Genomic DNA, 17,452 nt, shown 5'->3' with positions numbered 1-17,452 from the left:
AAATTATTAATTTTTACTGACTGCTCCTGGTATATTTTCATTTCCTGGGCTGATTTTACTAAACTCGACAACTCCTGTTTTATCTGCCCATACATTATACGCAGCAGAAAGTTTATTGACAATATCTGGGTTGGCATCGGCGATATCCTGAGTTTCTCCTCTGTCTTTTTCGAGATCATACAATTCCCATTTGTACTTTGGATAAATCGAAACAATTTTCCATTTTCCATCTCTTACCGCTCTGTTTCCTGCTCTTTCCCAAAAAATAGGCTCTCCTCTATTTACTTCCGAAGCATTTTCGAATAATACTGGCAAAAGACTTTTTCCAGCCAATGGATTTGTTTTTACTCCATTGTATTCTTTTGGATATTCAATGCCTGCCAATTCATAAAAAGTAGGAGCTAAATCGATAATATGCCCTGTTCCTTTTTCAATTCTTCCACCTTTAATTTTTGATGGAAACCAAGCTATGAAAGGAGAACTGAAACCACCTTCGTGCATATCATTTTTATATTGACGGTAAGGTGTATTCGATAATGAAGCCCAATTTTGCTCCTGATAATCGAATGAACCTGAAGTTCCTATTGGTCCGTCATTTTTTACTAAACCTCTTTTCAAAGGATTATATGTGTTGAAACCGCCTTGCGCTCCATTATCAGAAATAAATACGATGATGGTATTTTGATCTTTTTTCAAGTCTTTCAATTTCTTCAAAACCTTGCCGACGTTTTGATCCATATTATCGACCATCGCGGCATACACTTCCATTTTCGTTTTCCAAAATTGCTTTTCGTCATAGGTTAATTTATCCCATTCTGGCACTTCTGCATCTCTTTTGGAAATAGTTTGATTTGGCAGAATGATTCCGCTTTCTTTTAATTTTTGGATTCTGTTTTCTCTCAAAACATCCCATCCTTTATCAAATTTGCCTTTGTATTTGGCAATATCTTCCGGTTTGGCTTGCAATGGCCAATGTGGTGCTGTAAAGGCGAGATACAAAAAGAAAGGTTTGTTTTCTTTGTTTTGTTCATCCAAAAATTCAACTGCATTTTTTCCTATTTCATCTGTAAAATAATAAGAATCATCTTTTGGATTTTGCTTTTCATTATTTTTCAAAAGTGTTACTGGATATCCTGTTTTTCCAAAAGGCAAAGGTTTCGTATCAAAATAATTGGAAGCTCCTTTTAAGATGCCGTAGAATTTATCAAAACCTCTTTGGTTTGGCCATTGCGCCTGATCTTCAGAACCGACGTGCCATTTTCCAGACAATAAAGTACTGTAACCACCACTTCTAAAAACTTCACCCAAAGTCAAAGATTCTTTGTTCAAATAGCCCTGATAGGCTGGTAATCCTAAATTCACGTCAAAATAACCTACTCCCGCTTTGTGCTGGTATTGCCCCGTTAACAAAGAAGCTCTGGTTGGTGCACAAATAGAATTATTGTAAAACTCTCTCAATCGCAAACCTTCTTTAGCCAATCTGTCTAAATTAGGTGTACTGATTTCTGACCCGTAATTTCCCAAATCGGAATAACCCATATCATCCACCAAAATCAGAATAACATTTGGTTTTGAAGTTTGTGTAGTCGTTTTATTTTGAGCTTGCCCTAAAAAAGTAAATGCTAATAGCAAGTTTAGGGTTATAACTGTTTTCTTCATTTTTTAATCTTTAAAATCTTATTTATTTATCCTTCACACAACGAAATCCCAAGTGATTACAAGCACTTGTCGTTTCTCCTTTTCCTCTGCTTCCAGCCACATAACGGATACAATATTGGTCACTACATAAATAAGAACCTCCTTTTTGAACGTGCTTTTCTACTCCGGGCTCTTCAGGATCATTACTTGTTGAAGGCCCTTGTGGATTATCTTTAGCACTGCTTTTATAATAATCATCACGGTATAAATCATTACACCATTCCCATACATTTCCTTCCAAATCATAAATTCCAAAAGGGTTTTTAGGAAAAGATTTCACTGGAGCGGCACCTACAAAACCATCTTCGGCTGTATTGTTATTCGGGAAAGTCCCTTGAAAGATATTGGCAGCCCATTTTCCATTTGGTTTGAGTTCTGAACCCCAATAATATTTGGTTGCAGGTCTTGTTGCTCTAGCTGCAAACTCCCATTCTGCTTCTGTTGGAAGGCGTTTACCTGCCCATTCAGCATAAGCTTTAGCATCTGGATAACTAACCTGAACCACTGGATTATTTTCTAATCCAACAATGCTACTTTCTGGTCCGGTAGGATGTTGCCAACTTGCACCTGGAACATATTGCCACCATTGTTGCATATTCTCTAGAGAAACTTTCCCTGCGGGTGGCACAAATACTGCCGAACCTGGTACTAAATTCTCTAGCGGAACACCTGGATAATCCTTTGGATCTAATGGTCTTTCGGCAATTGTTACATAATTTGTTGCTTTTACAAAAGCAGCAAATTGAGCATTTGTTACTTCGTGTTCATCAATCCAATAGCCTTTTACAGTTACTTTATGGACGGGTTTAGCATCGGGATAATCAGAAGTTCCCATATTAAATTCACCACCAGCAACCCAGACCATTTCATTGGTTGAACCCGTTGGATTTTCTTTAGAAGTAGCATTAATTGATTGCAACAACAATGCTTTTTTGGATGTATTTGCCTTGCACATCGCAAGACAGTCAGTTGTAGAAATTGCTACAGTCTTACTTTCTTGACTGTAAATAGGAGTTAAACTTGTAAAACTAATTGCAACAATTAAATTATATATTTTTTTATACATGATTGGTAAGCTCAAAATAATCTGGAATCTATCTATTAAAATTTCAATAAGTAAAAAAACAACAACAGCAACAATACATCAGGCAAGGTATCCCAAATACCAAGTAACCTTGCCTTTTCTCGAAAGAGATGTATTGAATCGCCACCATTTTATTTTTTACTTTTTGTAAAATATAAATTCTACTTATTCCATAGAACAAAGATATATTAAAAAGACAAACTTCCAAATTTTAAATTAATTTTCTTTCAAGAAAATTAAAATCATAAATCGACAAAGTATTTTTGCTTCCCAAAATCAAATTCATAATACGTTAAGTTTGGCCATAATGGCTTGATCAAACCTTTTTCCCAATTTTGTAAAGCGACTTGTAATTCTTTTACTTTTTCTGGATTTTTTTGAGCAAGATCAGTAGTTTCAGATTTATCATTTGCCAAATTATAAAGCCATTGCTTGTGTGTTTTTCCACTAATGATTAATTTCCAATCACCACTTCGAATCGCTTTAGCATCTCCTGAACGCCAATACAAATTATGATGAGCCACTTTATTGTCATTAACAGTACTCACCAAATCTACCCCATCATAAACCCTATCTGTTGGTAGTTTTGAATGAATGGCAGCAGCTATCGTACTAAAGATATCCAAAGAAATAACAGGAGTATTATAGACCGTGTTTGGTTTAATCTTTCCTTTCCATGATAAGGCAAAAGGCACATTGATTCCACCTTCAAAATGAGAAAATTTTCCACCTTTAAAGGGAGCATTTGTAGTAGCGAATGTATAATCGGCACCACCATTGTCACTTGCAAAAAAGATAAGTGTATTTTCTTCTAAACCCTCTTTTTTAACCTTGGCTACAATTCGCCCAACAGCATCATCCAATGCGCTAATCATAGCAAAATACACTCGTTTGTTTTCATCTTTTACATTTGGAAAACGATCATAATACTTTTTGCGAACCTGAAAAGGAGTGTGAGGCGCATTAAACGGAACGTATAATAAAAACGGTTTTGTTTTATTTTTATCGATAAAAGCTTCTGCTTCCTCAGCAAATTTTTCTGTTAAATAGGCTTTCTCTTTTATGATTGTAGTATCTCTACGAATCTCACCAATTCCGACACGTCCATTTCCCCAAATCGTTTTATCAGTGAAATCTTTATGATGATGATTGATAATATCTGGATTATCATCTTCTGGAGTGTAAAGAGAAAATGCCTGATAAAATCCATAATGATAATCGAAACCTCTATCCAACGGAAAAAAACCTTTGTTATGTCCCAAATGCCACTTTCCGACAATAGCAGTACTGTATCCTTCTCTTTTTGCTAAGTCTGCAAAAGTAATCTCGGATTTTGGCAATCCCTGAGTTGCTATTGAAGCTTCATTTGGATATTCAATTTTTGGATTTAATTTCCAACTATTGGTATTAATCAAATACTTGAAACCATAATATTCTAAGTTATTTTTTGGATAACGATCGCCTGGCTGAAATTCGTGACCAAATCGTTCTTGGTACCTACCCGTAAGTAAACCTGCTCGCGAAGGTGAACAAATTGGAGCAGAAACATAACCATTGGTAAAAGTCACTCCCGAAGCTGCCAAAGCATCAATTTGAGGCGTTGGAGTTGATTTTCCTCCATATAACGAGATATCATATTTCCCTAAATCATCGGCCAATAAAATAATAATATTGGTTTTCTTTCCAGAATCTGCAGATGAATCTTTGGTAGCTAAAAACTCCTTTTTCCCTTCTGATAATTTTTCATCAACCTGAACCAGAGTTCCATTTGTATTTATGGGCCAAAATAAAAATGCTAGAACTATTAAAAATACTCCTAGAATCGGAAAAACTATTTTTTTATTTACTTTAAATTTTGCCATAATTTTTTATTGTTTTAAACTCAATTCTACAATAAACAGCATTTTAAAAACATTATTTAAACATAATAAGTCATATAAGTTTAATTAGAATAAAATGAAGTAAAAACTATAGTTCATTTAAGTAAAATCAAAGAACCTTACAAAGAACATTTTTAACTTATACTCCCTTTTAAACACTAATTTCACTAACTTTTTTTGACTTATATGTTTAAAATTATATGACTATCCGTGACTAGTACCATTTCACAGAAAAATTAGTTATTGAATGTTTTTCGCAAACTTTGTCCTTCCTATACTTTGCGTCTCCGCGTCTTTGCGAGCCAAATTTCACGCAAAGGCGCAGAGACGCAAAGCATGTTTTTAATATTTAGACTCTTGGTATGAGTTACGGACAGTCATATAAAATTAAATACTGTTTATTTTAGAATATAGTACTATTATCTAATGAGCTAAAGCCACATCAACATCTTTTTTCAAATCAGCCGAACCGTCTTTTTTGAAAACAATTTTGTTGTTTTTATATAAAATCAAAGTTGGAAAAACCTTTACCGTTTTTAAATCGGCTATGATTTGTGGATTATCTTCCAAATCAATTTCTACTATTTTTAAATTAGTCCCATAGTCTGCTCTGATAGTTTCTAAAACTGGTTTTACTTTTTTACAAGCTCCACAGTATTGAGATCCGATATCTACCAAAACAGTATTATTTTCGGCAATGATTTTTTTGTATTCTGCCAATGTCAATTTACTTTTTGAATTGGAATAAAACGGTTTTCCAGCACCTATCCAGGCTGCTATTCCACCCTGTAAATCGTTTACTTGAGAGAAACCATTTTTTAGTAATTCTTTTGCCAATTGTCCGCTTCTTCCTGAGGCAATCGAATATATAAATACTGGTTTTGATTTATCCAATCGAGCTACATATTCAGCATAATTCTTTGTCTCCAAATTAAAATTAACTGACCCATTAATATGGTTTATAGCAAACTCATCTGAACTTCGGGCATCAATTATCTGTGGATTTTTCTGCTCCTTAACTTTCGCATAAAACGAATCTATTGGTAATGTAAATGTGTTTTGATTTTGAGCAAAACCTGCAATTGTAAAAAGGAATACAAATGCTTTGATACTGTTTTTTAAGATTTTTTTCATAGTTATTTATTTGTTTGTTTGTTAATTATGGTGTTACAATATTCCAATGTGGATTCGCAGGTTCAAAAACACTTGCCAGTTCTCTGAATTTAAAAGGATCACCCTCAAAAATCACCCCTTCCGAAGTTAAAATTTCTCTTGCTTTATCTGGGTTTGTAAGCAAATCGGCAAATTTCAATTTTGAGATAGCCAAAGTAAATTCAGCTTTTTCATCTACACGAGTACTGCTTTGATGCAAAACGCCATTTTTAAGATAAACCAAAATATTTTTGTTTAATTCAGGGAAAAGAAAACGCAGTTTAATATCTTTTCCAGCAGCTTTAGTTCCATCAACAGTAACCGATAAGTAATCGAATATAGCTTCTGGAGTCAAATTGGCATAGAAATTATTGCTTCCACTCACTGGATTTTTAGGTGTACTAACATCCTGACGAAGCTCTTTGGCTCCTGATAAATATAAATCTCTCCAAATAGCCGATTCACTTTGATACGCAATCTGCTCGAAAGCATCTGCTTGTAAATTTTTAGCGGCTGTATTAGCTGGATTTGCAAAAACAACGTGTTTCAAAACTTCGGCAACCCAACGGTACTCTCCTTTATTATAACTTTCATTCGCTTTTTTCAAAACAGCCGCTTCACCACCAAACCATTCAACATATTTTTTGGCAGCTTCAACTTGTGGTAATTTGTCGTAATCAGCTGGGTTTCCATCCCACCAACCTAAATAAAATTGGTATGTAGCTTTAGCATTATGCTTTACTGTTCCATAAAAATCACGGTTGTACCATTCTTTGGCTAATTCTGCCGGGAGTTTTATTTCATCGGCAATCTCGTCTGGATTTAGACCTTTATTCGCCAAATGAACCGTTTGATCGTGAACGTATTTGTATAAATCGCGTTGTTTTTCCAAGAAAGTAATTCCTTTGTCGTGACCATAAACCGGCCAGGTATGAGAAGGAACTATGAATTCGGTTTTCCCTCCAAATAAATCAATGGCTTCATCCAAATATCCTGCCCAAGCTTTGGCATCTCTGGTTTTGGCACCACGAGGCGTTAAAACATTATGATAAGTATGGCTGGCAATTTCAGCAGAGAAAAATACTTTTTGTGCAGGAGCAAAAACCGTTAATTCGGCAGGTGCTTCAGAATTTGGCGTAAGCTGAAAAACTAATTCTAAACCATCAATATTAAGCGTTTGCCCTGTTTTTTCTATTTCGAAATTAGGCTGTAAAAGCGATGAACCTCCGCCTCCGCCAGAAAATGGTTTTCCGATACCAACATCTATCTGACCTGTTTCACTTTTTGGTAAACCTGCCCCAAATTGATAACCTGCTCTGCGTTTCATTACGTTTCCTAAAAGTACATTTTCGCTAACCGCTTCGTCATAAAAACCTTTTGGAGTGATGAACTTCACTTTACCTGATTTTATATCTTCGGCACTTATCAAACCTTCTAAACCGCCATAATGATCGGCATGACTGTGTGTTACAATTACAGCTAAAATAGGTTTGTTTCCAACATGTTTTTTTACTAATTCATAAGCTGCAAGTGATGTTGTGGCACCACTCAATGCATCAATAACTACGTAACCGGTTTTAGTTTCTATAAAAGAAATGTTAGCTATTGCAAACGAACGAACCTGATATACCCCATCGGTAATTTTGAATAATCCATGGATATTGTTTAGTTGTGCGTGACGCCATAAGGCTGGATTTACTGTTGCTGGAGACTTGCCTTTTATGAAGGCAAACTCATTTAGATTGACCGCAACATCTCCGTTTTTAGAAAGAATTTTTCCATCTTCCACCGTTGCTATAAATCCGCGTTTGGCATCTTCAAAATCAGCAGTATCATCAAAATTTAATTTTGAATAGACCGCTTCATTTGATTTTTGCGTAAAAGTTGATGCTGGCTTTGGTGCTTGTGCTCCTGCAACAATTGTACAACCAATTAGTAACGCAGTTATTTTATTTTTTTTCATTTAAGATTAGATTATTAGAGAACTCTTGCTACTTTTTTAGTACTAATTATTTTTTTGAATAGGAGGTTTTGTCCAATTTCCTGTTTTTAAATATTCCTCTTTAGGCCAATAAATGCGAACAGATAAATTAAATTCGTCTTTGGAAACAGGCAGCCAGTTACTATCTTTTTCAACGCCAGGACTGTCTTTTTGAACAAAAATATCCAATGAACCATCTGCATTGTATTTAAGATTACTTCTATCACCAATGGCATATCTTCTTATTGGATTTTCAACCAAATATCCTCCTTTATCATAAGGTGTAATTGACCAAAAAGCACGTGAAGGAGGTGTTTGATTCGGTTCAAAATGAATGACATATTTGTTTTGACCATTCAAAATTTGTCCTTCAGTATCTTGTGTGTAAGACAAGTAAGCCGCATCTTCAGGTCCTAATGCGCCTAAACCTAAATAAGCAACTGAAGCTCTTTTTAAATAATCAGTTCCAAAATGACCAATAGTGGTATCTGGTTTAGAATTTTTTCTAGTTGAAACAATGGAACGGAATTTATCTAATTCAGATAAAATTTGGGTTGGTAAAGCATTTAAAGCCGTTTTTTGATCGGCATTAAAACTAGTTAAAGAAAATTTCTGTCCTGCTTTTATTCCGATTTTGGCAAATTTTTCAATTGCGGGTTTATCGGCTTCTGTACTAGGATTCTTCACTAATAATTCATTCAGATAGTTAAAATATTCCTCAACAGAAAGTTGCTTCAAAGCTGTTACCACATTTTTATTTTCCAGCAAATACTTTCCAGCATTAGTTGATTCAACAGAATAAGTAATTTTTGAAGTTGCTACGTTATTTTTTACCACACCGTTTAACTGGCCTAACGGTGTAAGTGTTAAACCTTCTTGAATTGGACTAACAAAGTTTTTTCCGTCTTCTGGACTGTTTACTTGTATTCTTCCAATAATCCAGACTAAATCAGTTGGAGACTTCACTTCTTGAATACCAGCAGGCAATTTACCTTTCCATTTAGGTCCTGTAATAATATATTTTTGAGCTTTTGTGCCTGTTGTTCTTTTTCCAAATGATGCAAAAACATTTGTAAAAGCATCCGATAACGGAATAACTGCATACCTGTCTTTCAAATCTGGAATATTCAGAACAATTGGTTCATTTGCCAAATCTAAAAAAGCACTGGAATAAAACGTATCATTATTAGGTCTTACTACGGTTTTAAAAGTATGATCTGGAAACACTTTTAAATGTCCAAACTGATTAATATTTCCCCGAGATGCTAATCTTGTTAAATCAGTCAAAACAAGAGGTAAACCATAAATATAAGCCTCTTTAGCTGTAGTAATCAATTCGGAATTCTCTGCTGAATTAGATTGTGCAATAACTTCCTGATGGAGTGAAAAACTTAAAAACAGTCCTAAGAATATTTTGGGTAAATCGAAAATTTTCATTTTAAAATAATTATTTGTTATAACGACTGGACTGGCTCGTATCCATTTTGATTTGCTGGAACAACATCTTTCTTTTGAGAAAGTGGTATAGCCAAAACTCCTTGTGCCAAAGCGCTTCCTGCTTTTTTGGATTTGAATATTGGCCACAGAAATTGTGCGTACCATTCTTCTTGTTTGTATGATTTGATTCCATACGATTTTGGGAATTTTCGGGTAATCAAAGCGGTTCCGAAAATTATATCCCAAATGAAAAACATATTACCAAAATTCCCTTTGAAATGTCCTATTCCATCCCCACTCGTATCGGCGTGATGTGCGTGATGCGTTGCCGGAGTAGAAATAACACGTTCCAAAACCCAAGCAATTGGATGCAAGATTCTGTATTTGTAAAAAGGTTTGTCCCAGGCAATACTGGAATGTGCGCCAATAATGATGATACTTTTTAAAACTCCCACAAACAAAGCTGGTAAACCTAGTCCTAAATAGACCAAAGTAGCTGTCAAGTAAATTTGAGAGAAAAACACAGTGTAAATAAAGTTTTGTCTGTTCAACATCGCTATTCCCATATACGGAGCTGAATGATGCGTTCTGTGAAAACGCCATAAAAACGGAACTTGATGATGCAAACGATGGTACCAATATTGCGTTAAATCATCCGCTACTGCAATCAGGAAAAAGCCTCCCCAAAACGGAACCCATGAAAGTGTGTTTGCCAAACCTGGAATTAAAACAGGTAAAAGTGTTAAACTAAAAAAAGCAATAACAGGCGGAAAAAGTAATTTTGGAGCTAAAAAAGAAATAATATCTATTTTGCGTTCTTCACCTGTCCATTCGTCATCATATAAGCCTGCTACGAATTCGACAATTCCAATAACTATCATAAAAACGGGTAATCCCCAAGTTTGTAAATTGGTAAAAACTGGTTTTGCAAATTCTAAAAAGGAAGGTAATGTAAGGTGCGATTCTGCTACGATTCCATTATTTAGTTTGAAATAAAGGTAAATTGCCAATACTGGTAAGCTGTAAATTGCCAAACTGATACCTAAATCTCTTTTCAGCTTTTTTGTTGTTTTTTTTCCTAATGCCATGATGTATTACTTTAAAAACAGAGCTGTCAAATTGAATTTAACAGCTCTGAATAGTTTTATTTATTTTTTACGATTGAACGGGTTCGTAAACATTTTGATTCGTTGAAACAGTTTCTCTTTTTTGAGAAATTGGAGCAGAAAGAACACCTTCAGCTAAAGGGCTTCCTTCAATTTTTGATTTGAATATTGGCCAAAGAAATTGTGCATACCACTCTTCGCTTTTGTATGTTTTTGTACCGTATGATTGAGGAAATTTTCTCGTAATTAAACCTGTTCCGAACATCACATCCCATATAAAAAACATATTTCCGAAGTTTCCTTTAAAGTGACCAACACCATCTCCGCTTGTATCTGCATGATGTGCGTGATGAGTCGCTGGAGTAGAAATTAAACGTTCAAAAACCCATGCAATTGGATGCAATACTCTGTATTTGTAAAATGGTTTATCCCAAGCAATACTAGAATGTGCCGCTAAAGTGATCGTGCTTTTTATAACCAAAACAAACAAAGCAGGAATTCCTAATCCTAAATAAGTCAAGGTAGCTGTCAAATAAATTTGAGAGAAAAACACCGTGTAAAGAAAGTTTTGTCTAGAAGCCATCGCCATTCCCATGTATGGAGCCGAGTGATGTGTTCTGTGAAAACGCCATAAAAACGGCACTTGGTGGTGCAAACGGTGGTACCAGTATTGCGTTAAATCATCCGCAATTGCAATTAGGAAAAAGCCTCCCCAAAATGGAACCCAAGAAAGTGTGTTTGCCAAACCTGGAATCAAATATGGTAAAGCCGTTAAACTAAAGAAAGCTGTAACTGGAGGTAAAAGCAATTTTGGCGCTAAAAAACAAATAATATCTACTTTACGTTCACGTCCTGTCCAATGATCATCGTATAAACCTGCAGCAAATTCGACAATTCCCAAAACAATCGCGACTACAATAAATCCCCAGCTTCTTATGTTTTTAAAAATGGGCTGCAAAAACTCTAAATAAGATGGTAATGTAAGATGTGATTCTGCTACTATGCCATTATTTAATTTAAAATAAAGGTAAATTGCCAATACTGGCAAACTATAAATAAAAAGACTAATTCCTAAATCTCTTTTCAGTTTTGATGTATCTAATGCCATGATTTCTTATTTTAAAATTTGATTAACTAATGCTAAACCTCCAGCCAAAATGACTAACGGTACTAAAAACACAATTGCTCCTACAACAATTTTTTTTCCGATAATTTCAAAGTCTACTCGTTTCATAATTTTTATTTTTTATTGTTATTAAAAGATTTTAGGTCTTTTAATATTCTAATAAAAGACCTGAAATTTTGAATTCTTATTTACTACCTGTTTGGGATTCTCCTCCCTTTGTTATTTGTTTTGTCAATTCCTGAATGCTTTTATTTTTACCCGCAGCACTTTGAAGTCTTGAAAACACATCTTGCCAATCAAGCAATGGATATACATTATTTTCTTTGGCCTGCTCATCAAACAGTTTTTTTAGCTCTGCTAATTTTTCAGGATATTTAGCTGCCAAGTTGTTACGCTCGTTGAAATCTTCATTCAAATTGTACAATTCCCAAACATCATCATCAAACTTATTTGCTGATGGCTTCTGATTTTGTGTAGCCGTTTTTTGTCCTAAAAATGGATCAGGGTGTGCTGCTCCTGCTTTCCAGCCATCTTTGTAAATCGCTCTGTTACCAAAAATATAATAGTATTGTATCTTGTGTAAAGATTCGGCTTTGGCATTATTCAATGAAGTATAAAAAGAAGAACCTTGAATAATATCTTGCTTCACTTCTTTAATTTTCTCTGGTGCTTTGATTCCAGCAATTTCTAAAGTAGTAGGAAGAATATCCGTTACATGGCTGTATTGGTTTCTGATTCCGCCTTTGTCTTTGATTCCTTTTGGATAAAAAACAATCAAAGGATTACGAGTTCCTCCTTCAGATTGTGCATCTTGTTTCCAGTTTTTGAAGGGAGAATTGGTAGCTTGTGCCCATCCCAAAGGATAATTAGTATTCAAGCCTTTGGCAGTTCCAATTTCATCAATGTTCTTTAAATTGCTCTGAAGATTTTGCTCTTTAGATACCCCTTGAGAAAAAAGGCTTTGATTGATTGTTCCTTCGGTAGTTCCTTCTTTACTTGCTCCGTTATCTCCAATAGCAACAAAAATCAATGTATTATCCAACTGATTGCTTTCTTTCAAATAGTTAACCACTCGTCCAATTTCGTAATCCGTATAAGTCAAATATCCCGCATATACTTCCATGAATCTAGCATATACTTTCTTTTGGTCTGGAGTTAATTTTTTCCAATCCGTAATCAATGGATTTCGTTCTGGTAAAACGGCATTAGCAGGAATTACGCCTAATTTTTTTTGGTTAGCCAATACTTTTTCACGGTATACATCCCAACCTTCGTCAAATTTTCCTTTGTATGGTTCTACCCATTTTTCGGCTACTTGATGAGGCGCATGAACTGCCCCTGGCGCATAATACAAGAAGAAAGGTTTTCCTGGAGCCGCTTTTTGTTGTTTGGTGATATAACTAATTGCTTTATCAGTAATTTGCTCTGTTAAATGTCTTCCGTCTGGTGTTATGTGCGCTTGATCTTCAACTAAATCTGGTTTGTATTGATCGGTTTGTGATCCTAAGAAACCAAAAAAGTGATCGAATCCTTTTCCAGTTGGCCATCTGTCGAAAGGTCCTGCATCAGTAGCATCGTCATCTGGAGTTACTCCATATTTACCGACTGCAAAAGTGTTGTATCCGTTTTCTCTTAAAATCTCAGCAATCGTTCCTTTATCCGATGGAATTTTTCCGTCCCAACCTGGAAAACCTGCTGAAGCAAATGCATGCGAAAAGCCACTTTCATGAACTCTTCCTGAGTTTCTACCCGTCAATAATGCTGCACGAGTTGGTGCGCAAATCGCCGTAGTATGAAAATTAGTGTAACGCAATCCATTATTTGCCAAAACATCAAAAGTTGGCGTGTTAATCAAACCTCCAAAAGAACTTGAAGCTCCAAATCCCACATCATCTAACAAAATCCAAACTACGTTTGGAGCACCTGCTGGCGCTTTTACTGGCTCTATCCAATATTCTTTTGAATCAGCTAATGTTTTACCAATGACACCTTTATAATTTGGATCTGGAGTATTTTGGGCAAAAGTAAATTGGGCAACAACTAAAGCTGTTAATAAAAATCCCTTTTGAGGAGTTTTGAGTTTTGAATTAAGTTTAATTTTTTTCATTGTTTTTATTTTTTTATAGATTATTAATGAAGGCTTTATCAACCTTCTACCAGACTAATATTTAGTAATCAAAATATTTAAAAATCTTTTAATTCTATAGATTTAATATACTTTTAATTACTGTTTTTTATTAAATTTTTAAACTCCAGAACGATGAATAGCAGTTATTAATTTTGCCTTTTTACAGATATCCTTACCAATCTTTTTATAAAACGAATAACAAAAAAAGTATTCATCAAAATAAACAAGAGAACCAAATAAATAACTAGTCTAACTAATCTCATTTTTTTAATTATCAGAGCTACCAAATTAATATTCAATAGCTCTGAAATAGTTTTATTTATTTGCTTTAGTCAATAATTCCTGAGCAGATTTACCTTCCGTAGCAGGTGTTTGATGTATTTTTCTTTGATAAACATCAGACCAGTCAATTAACGGATACAGGTTATTTTTCTTAGCCTGTTGATCAAATAGTTTTTTAAGTTCAGCTAGTTTTTCTGGATATTTCTTAGCCAAATCTTTTCTTTCATTAAAATCTTCATTGATATTGTATAATTCCCAAACATCTTTGTCGAAATCAGCATTCAAAACACCTGCTTTTGTTTTATCAACCAAAGCTTCTTTTACATCGATAGAACTTTGATGTGCTGTTCCAGCTTTCCACCCATCGTTATAAATAGATCTTGCACCAAAAATATAATAATGTTGAATTTTATGCGAAGAAGCAACTTTAGCATCATTTAAAGAATTGTAAAACGAATATCCTTGAATGGTATCCTGCTTGATTTCTCTAATTGATTCAGGCGCTTTAACACCTAAAATATCAAGAGTTGTTGGCAAAATATCAATTACGTGGCTGTATTGAGTTCTGATTCCTCCTTTTTCTTTAATTCCTTTTGGATAGTAAACAATCAAAGGATTGTGTGTTCCTCCTTCTGAATTAGCATCTTGTTTCCAAGATTTGAATGGAGTGTTAGTCGCTTGAGCCCAACCTAAAGGATAATTACCATACGTTTGAGGAGTTCCAATTTCACCAATTCGTTTTAAATTATTTTGAAATACCTGCTCATCTGTTACTCCAGCTACATAAGTTTGTCTGTCGACAGCTCCTTGTAATGTTCCTTCTTTACTGGCACCATTATCACCTATTAAAACGAAAACAAGGGTATTCTCTAATTGATTTGATTCTTTTAAATAATTCACCAATCTTCCAATTTCATAATCGGTGTATGTTAAATATCCAGCATATACTTCCATAAATCTAGAATATACTTTCTTTTGATCTGGTGTTAATTTTTTCCAATCTGCAATAATTGAATTGCGTTCAGGCAATACCGCATTGGCAGGAACAACTCCTAATCTCTTTTGATTAGCTAATGTTTTTTCACGATACGCATCCCAACCATCGTCAAATTTTCCTTTATAAGCATCGCTCCATTTTGTAGCTACCTGATGTGGCGCATGAACCGCTGCTGGAGAATAATACAAAAAGAACGGTTTCTCTGGGGCTGCCTTATGTTGTCTGGTAATATAACTAATCGCTTTATCGGTAATTTGCTCGCTAAGATGTCTTCCGTCTGGAGTAACATGTGCTTGATCTTCTATCAAATCTGGTTTGTATTGATCAGTCGCTGAACCTAAGAATCCAAAGAAATGTTCAAAACCTTTCCCTGTTGGCCATCTGTCAAAAGGTCCCGCATCTGTGGCATCCTCATCTGGAGTAACTCCATATTTACCCACACCAAAAGTGTTGTACCCTTTGTCACGTAAAATCTCTGCAACTGTTCCGTTTTTTGAAGGTAATCTTCCATCCCAACCTGGAAATCCTGCAGACATTATAGTATGTGAGAATCCACCAACATGGACTTTATGAGAATTGCTTCCAGTTAGCAAGGCAGAGCGTGTAGGAGCACAAATTGCTGTCGTGTGAAAATTAGTATATCTCAATCCATTGTTGGCTAGACTCTCTAAAACTGGTGTATCGATCAAACCTCCAAAAGCACTTGAAGCGCCATATCCAACATCATCCAAAACAATCCAAACCACATTTGGAGCTCCTTTTGGGGCTGTAACTGGCGCTGGCCAATATTCTTTTGAATCGGCTAATGTTTTACCAATAACTCCTTTAAAATCTGAATCTGGTTTATTTTGAGAAAAGCCAAATTGTGCAGCAATTAAAGCAGTAATCAAAAGCCCTTTTTGTGAGCTTCTGATGATTCTATTATATTTTATATCTTCCATTTTGTATTATTGTTATGTTATTATTAGCATTCACTTATAGAATTTCTATAGTAAATATTTCATTACACTATTTTATTTTATTCCAATCTTCGACACCTACTTTTAAAGACCATTGCTGATGTAATTCAATCAGACTTTTAAGTAGTTTTGGTTCTAATTTTGCCACGTTTTTTGTTTCAGTTCGGTCTGTAGCAAGATTGTATAATTCCCAAGGCTGATTGTTTTCGGCTACCGCTTTCCACTGGCCTTTTCTTACTGCTTTGCTACCTTCATGCTCCCAAAACAAAGCTTCATGTGCATCAGATTGTTTTCCTTCAAATTCCTTTTTTAGGCTAATACCTTCTAAGGGTGTTAGATTTTTCCCTTCAAATGAATCAGGATATTGAAAACCTGCAAACTCCAAACAAGTTGGAAAAATATCAATTAAATGGCTTACTCTGTTACTTACTATACCTGGCTTAATATGCTTTGGATAATAAGCAATAAAAGGAGAAGCAATACCGCCTTCGTGGGTGTTCTTTTTGAATAATTGAAAAGGCGTGTTGCTTACATTTCCCCACGGACTTTCATAACTATCAATTGACGCAACCGAACCTGCTGTTCCATTTTTTTGTGTAACATAATTCCAATTTTTCACATCATCGGCACTTCCACCATTATCCGAAAGAAAAAGAACAAGTGTATTATCTTCTTCTCCCAAAGACTTTACTTTCTGCAGGATTTCCCCAATTCCAGCATCCATTCGGTCGATCATCGCGGCGTAAATTGCCATTCGGGTATCCCATTTGTCTTTTTCTTCGACACTTAGTTTTTCCCAGTCTGGCACTTTTTCAAAACGATTTGATAAGTCCCAATTTTTATCAATGATTCCTTGTTCTTTTAATTTTTTAAAACGGCTTGCTCTTAATTTATCCCAGCCTTGCAGGTATTTGCCTTTGTATTTTGCAATATCTTCTGGCAATGCCTGAATGGGCCAATGCGGCGCATTATAAGCAACATACAGAAAAAAAGGCTTTTGCTCATTTCGCTGTTTTTCTAAAGAATTAATAGCAAAATTGGTAATCTCCTGAGTCAAATAAGTAGATGTATCCTTGCGAATAATTTCTTTATCTCCTTTCAAAAATGTAACTTTTCTTCCATCGTTATACAAAGGTTCCGAGTTGAAATAACTGCTCCCATTGTTTTGTAAAGTAAAAGAATCATCAAACCCTCGATTTACCGCCCAAGCTGATGGTGCTAAACCAACATGCCATTTTCCAGAAACAATAGTCTTATATCCTGCCTGTTTGAGTGCTTGCCCAATCGTGATACAATGCTCGTTTAAATACCCCTGATAGGCAGGAACTCCCTTGTCTTGCACCATATCCCCAACACCTGCTTGGTGTGAATACAAACCTGTAAGTAATGAAGCTCGAGAAGGACAGCAACGCCCTGCATTATAAAACTGTTTTAAGATAAGCCCGTTTTTAGCGAGCTTATCCAAATTTGGCGTTTTAATTTCTGAGCCAAAAGCACCAATATCTGAGAAGCCTAAATCATCCGCCAAAATGACGATGATATTAGGTTGCTTTTTTTGTGCCAATAGCTGAAATTGTGCAACAACCAATAGGGCAATAATGAACAGTTTTTTAATCATTTTA

Annotated in this window: 11 protein-coding genes; all 11 read right to left on the bottom strand. The window is 35.1% G+C overall.

The window, feature by feature from the left end:
• Positions 1–6: 6 nt before the first annotated feature.
• Positions 7–1,659, bottom strand: coding sequence for an arylsulfatase (locus ACUN3A_RS12715; RefSeq protein WP_445551660.1), 1,653 nt, complete (start codon positions 1,657–1,659; stop codon positions 7–9).
• 22 nt (positions 1,660–1,681) lie between these two features.
• Positions 1,682–2,764, bottom strand: coding sequence for a formylglycine-generating enzyme family protein (locus tag ACUN3A_RS12710; protein WP_445551659.1), 1,083 nt, complete (start codon positions 2,762–2,764; stop codon positions 1,682–1,684).
• Positions 2,765–3,024: 260 nt separating this feature from the next.
• Entirely contained in the window at positions 3,025–4,644 is a 1,620-nt protein-coding gene (locus ACUN3A_RS12705) for a sulfatase-like hydrolase/transferase (protein WP_445551658.1), read from the bottom strand.
• A 441-nt stretch (positions 4,645–5,085) separates the two neighbouring features.
• Positions 5,086–5,796 carry a thioredoxin domain-containing protein gene (locus ACUN3A_RS12700; RefSeq protein ID WP_445551657.1) on the bottom strand — a complete coding sequence of 237 codons (711 nt, stop codon included), beginning with the start codon at positions 5,794–5,796 and terminating at the stop codon, positions 5,086–5,088.
• 25 nt (positions 5,797–5,821) lie between these two features.
• Positions 5,822–7,777, bottom strand: coding sequence for an alkyl/aryl-sulfatase (locus ACUN3A_RS12695; RefSeq protein ID WP_445551656.1), 1,956 nt, complete (start codon positions 7,775–7,777; stop codon positions 5,822–5,824).
• Between the two features lie 42 nt (positions 7,778–7,819).
• Positions 7,820–9,232 carry a DUF1254 domain-containing protein gene (locus ACUN3A_RS12690; protein WP_445551655.1) on the bottom strand — a complete coding sequence of 471 codons (1,413 nt, stop codon included), beginning with the start codon at positions 9,230–9,232 and terminating at the stop codon, positions 7,820–7,822.
• Positions 9,233–9,249: 17 nt separating this feature from the next.
• A complete protein-coding gene (locus ACUN3A_RS12685) occupies positions 9,250–10,320 on the bottom strand; it encodes a sterol desaturase family protein (RefSeq protein ID WP_445551654.1) in 1,071 nt (356 codons plus the stop codon).
• A 67-nt stretch (positions 10,321–10,387) separates the two neighbouring features.
• Positions 10,388–11,446 carry a sterol desaturase family protein gene (locus tag ACUN3A_RS12680; RefSeq protein ID WP_445551653.1) on the bottom strand — a complete coding sequence of 353 codons (1,059 nt, stop codon included), beginning with the start codon at positions 11,444–11,446 and terminating at the stop codon, positions 10,388–10,390.
• Positions 11,447–11,648: 202 nt separating this feature from the next.
• The gene (locus tag ACUN3A_RS12675; RefSeq protein ID WP_445551652.1) at positions 11,649–13,571 is read right to left on the bottom strand and encodes an arylsulfatase; all 1,923 of its coding nucleotides are present in this window, start codon (positions 13,569–13,571) and stop codon (positions 11,649–11,651) included.
• 336 nt (positions 13,572–13,907) lie between these two features.
• On the bottom strand, positions 13,908–15,812 hold the full coding sequence (locus ACUN3A_RS12670) for an arylsulfatase (RefSeq protein ID WP_445551651.1): 1,905 nt from the start codon (positions 15,810–15,812) through the stop codon (positions 13,908–13,910).
• Between the two features lie 67 nt (positions 15,813–15,879).
• Positions 15,880–17,448 carry an arylsulfatase gene (locus ACUN3A_RS12665; RefSeq protein ID WP_445551650.1) on the bottom strand — a complete coding sequence of 523 codons (1,569 nt, stop codon included), beginning with the start codon at positions 17,446–17,448 and terminating at the stop codon, positions 15,880–15,882.
• Positions 17,449–17,452 lie beyond the last annotated feature (4 nt).

The sequence above is a fragment of the Flavobacterium sp. WC2509 genome (genome assembly GCF_052683105.1).
The sequence above is the reverse complement of the archived record's forward strand: the minus strand, read 5'-3'. Positions and strand labels throughout refer to the sequence as shown.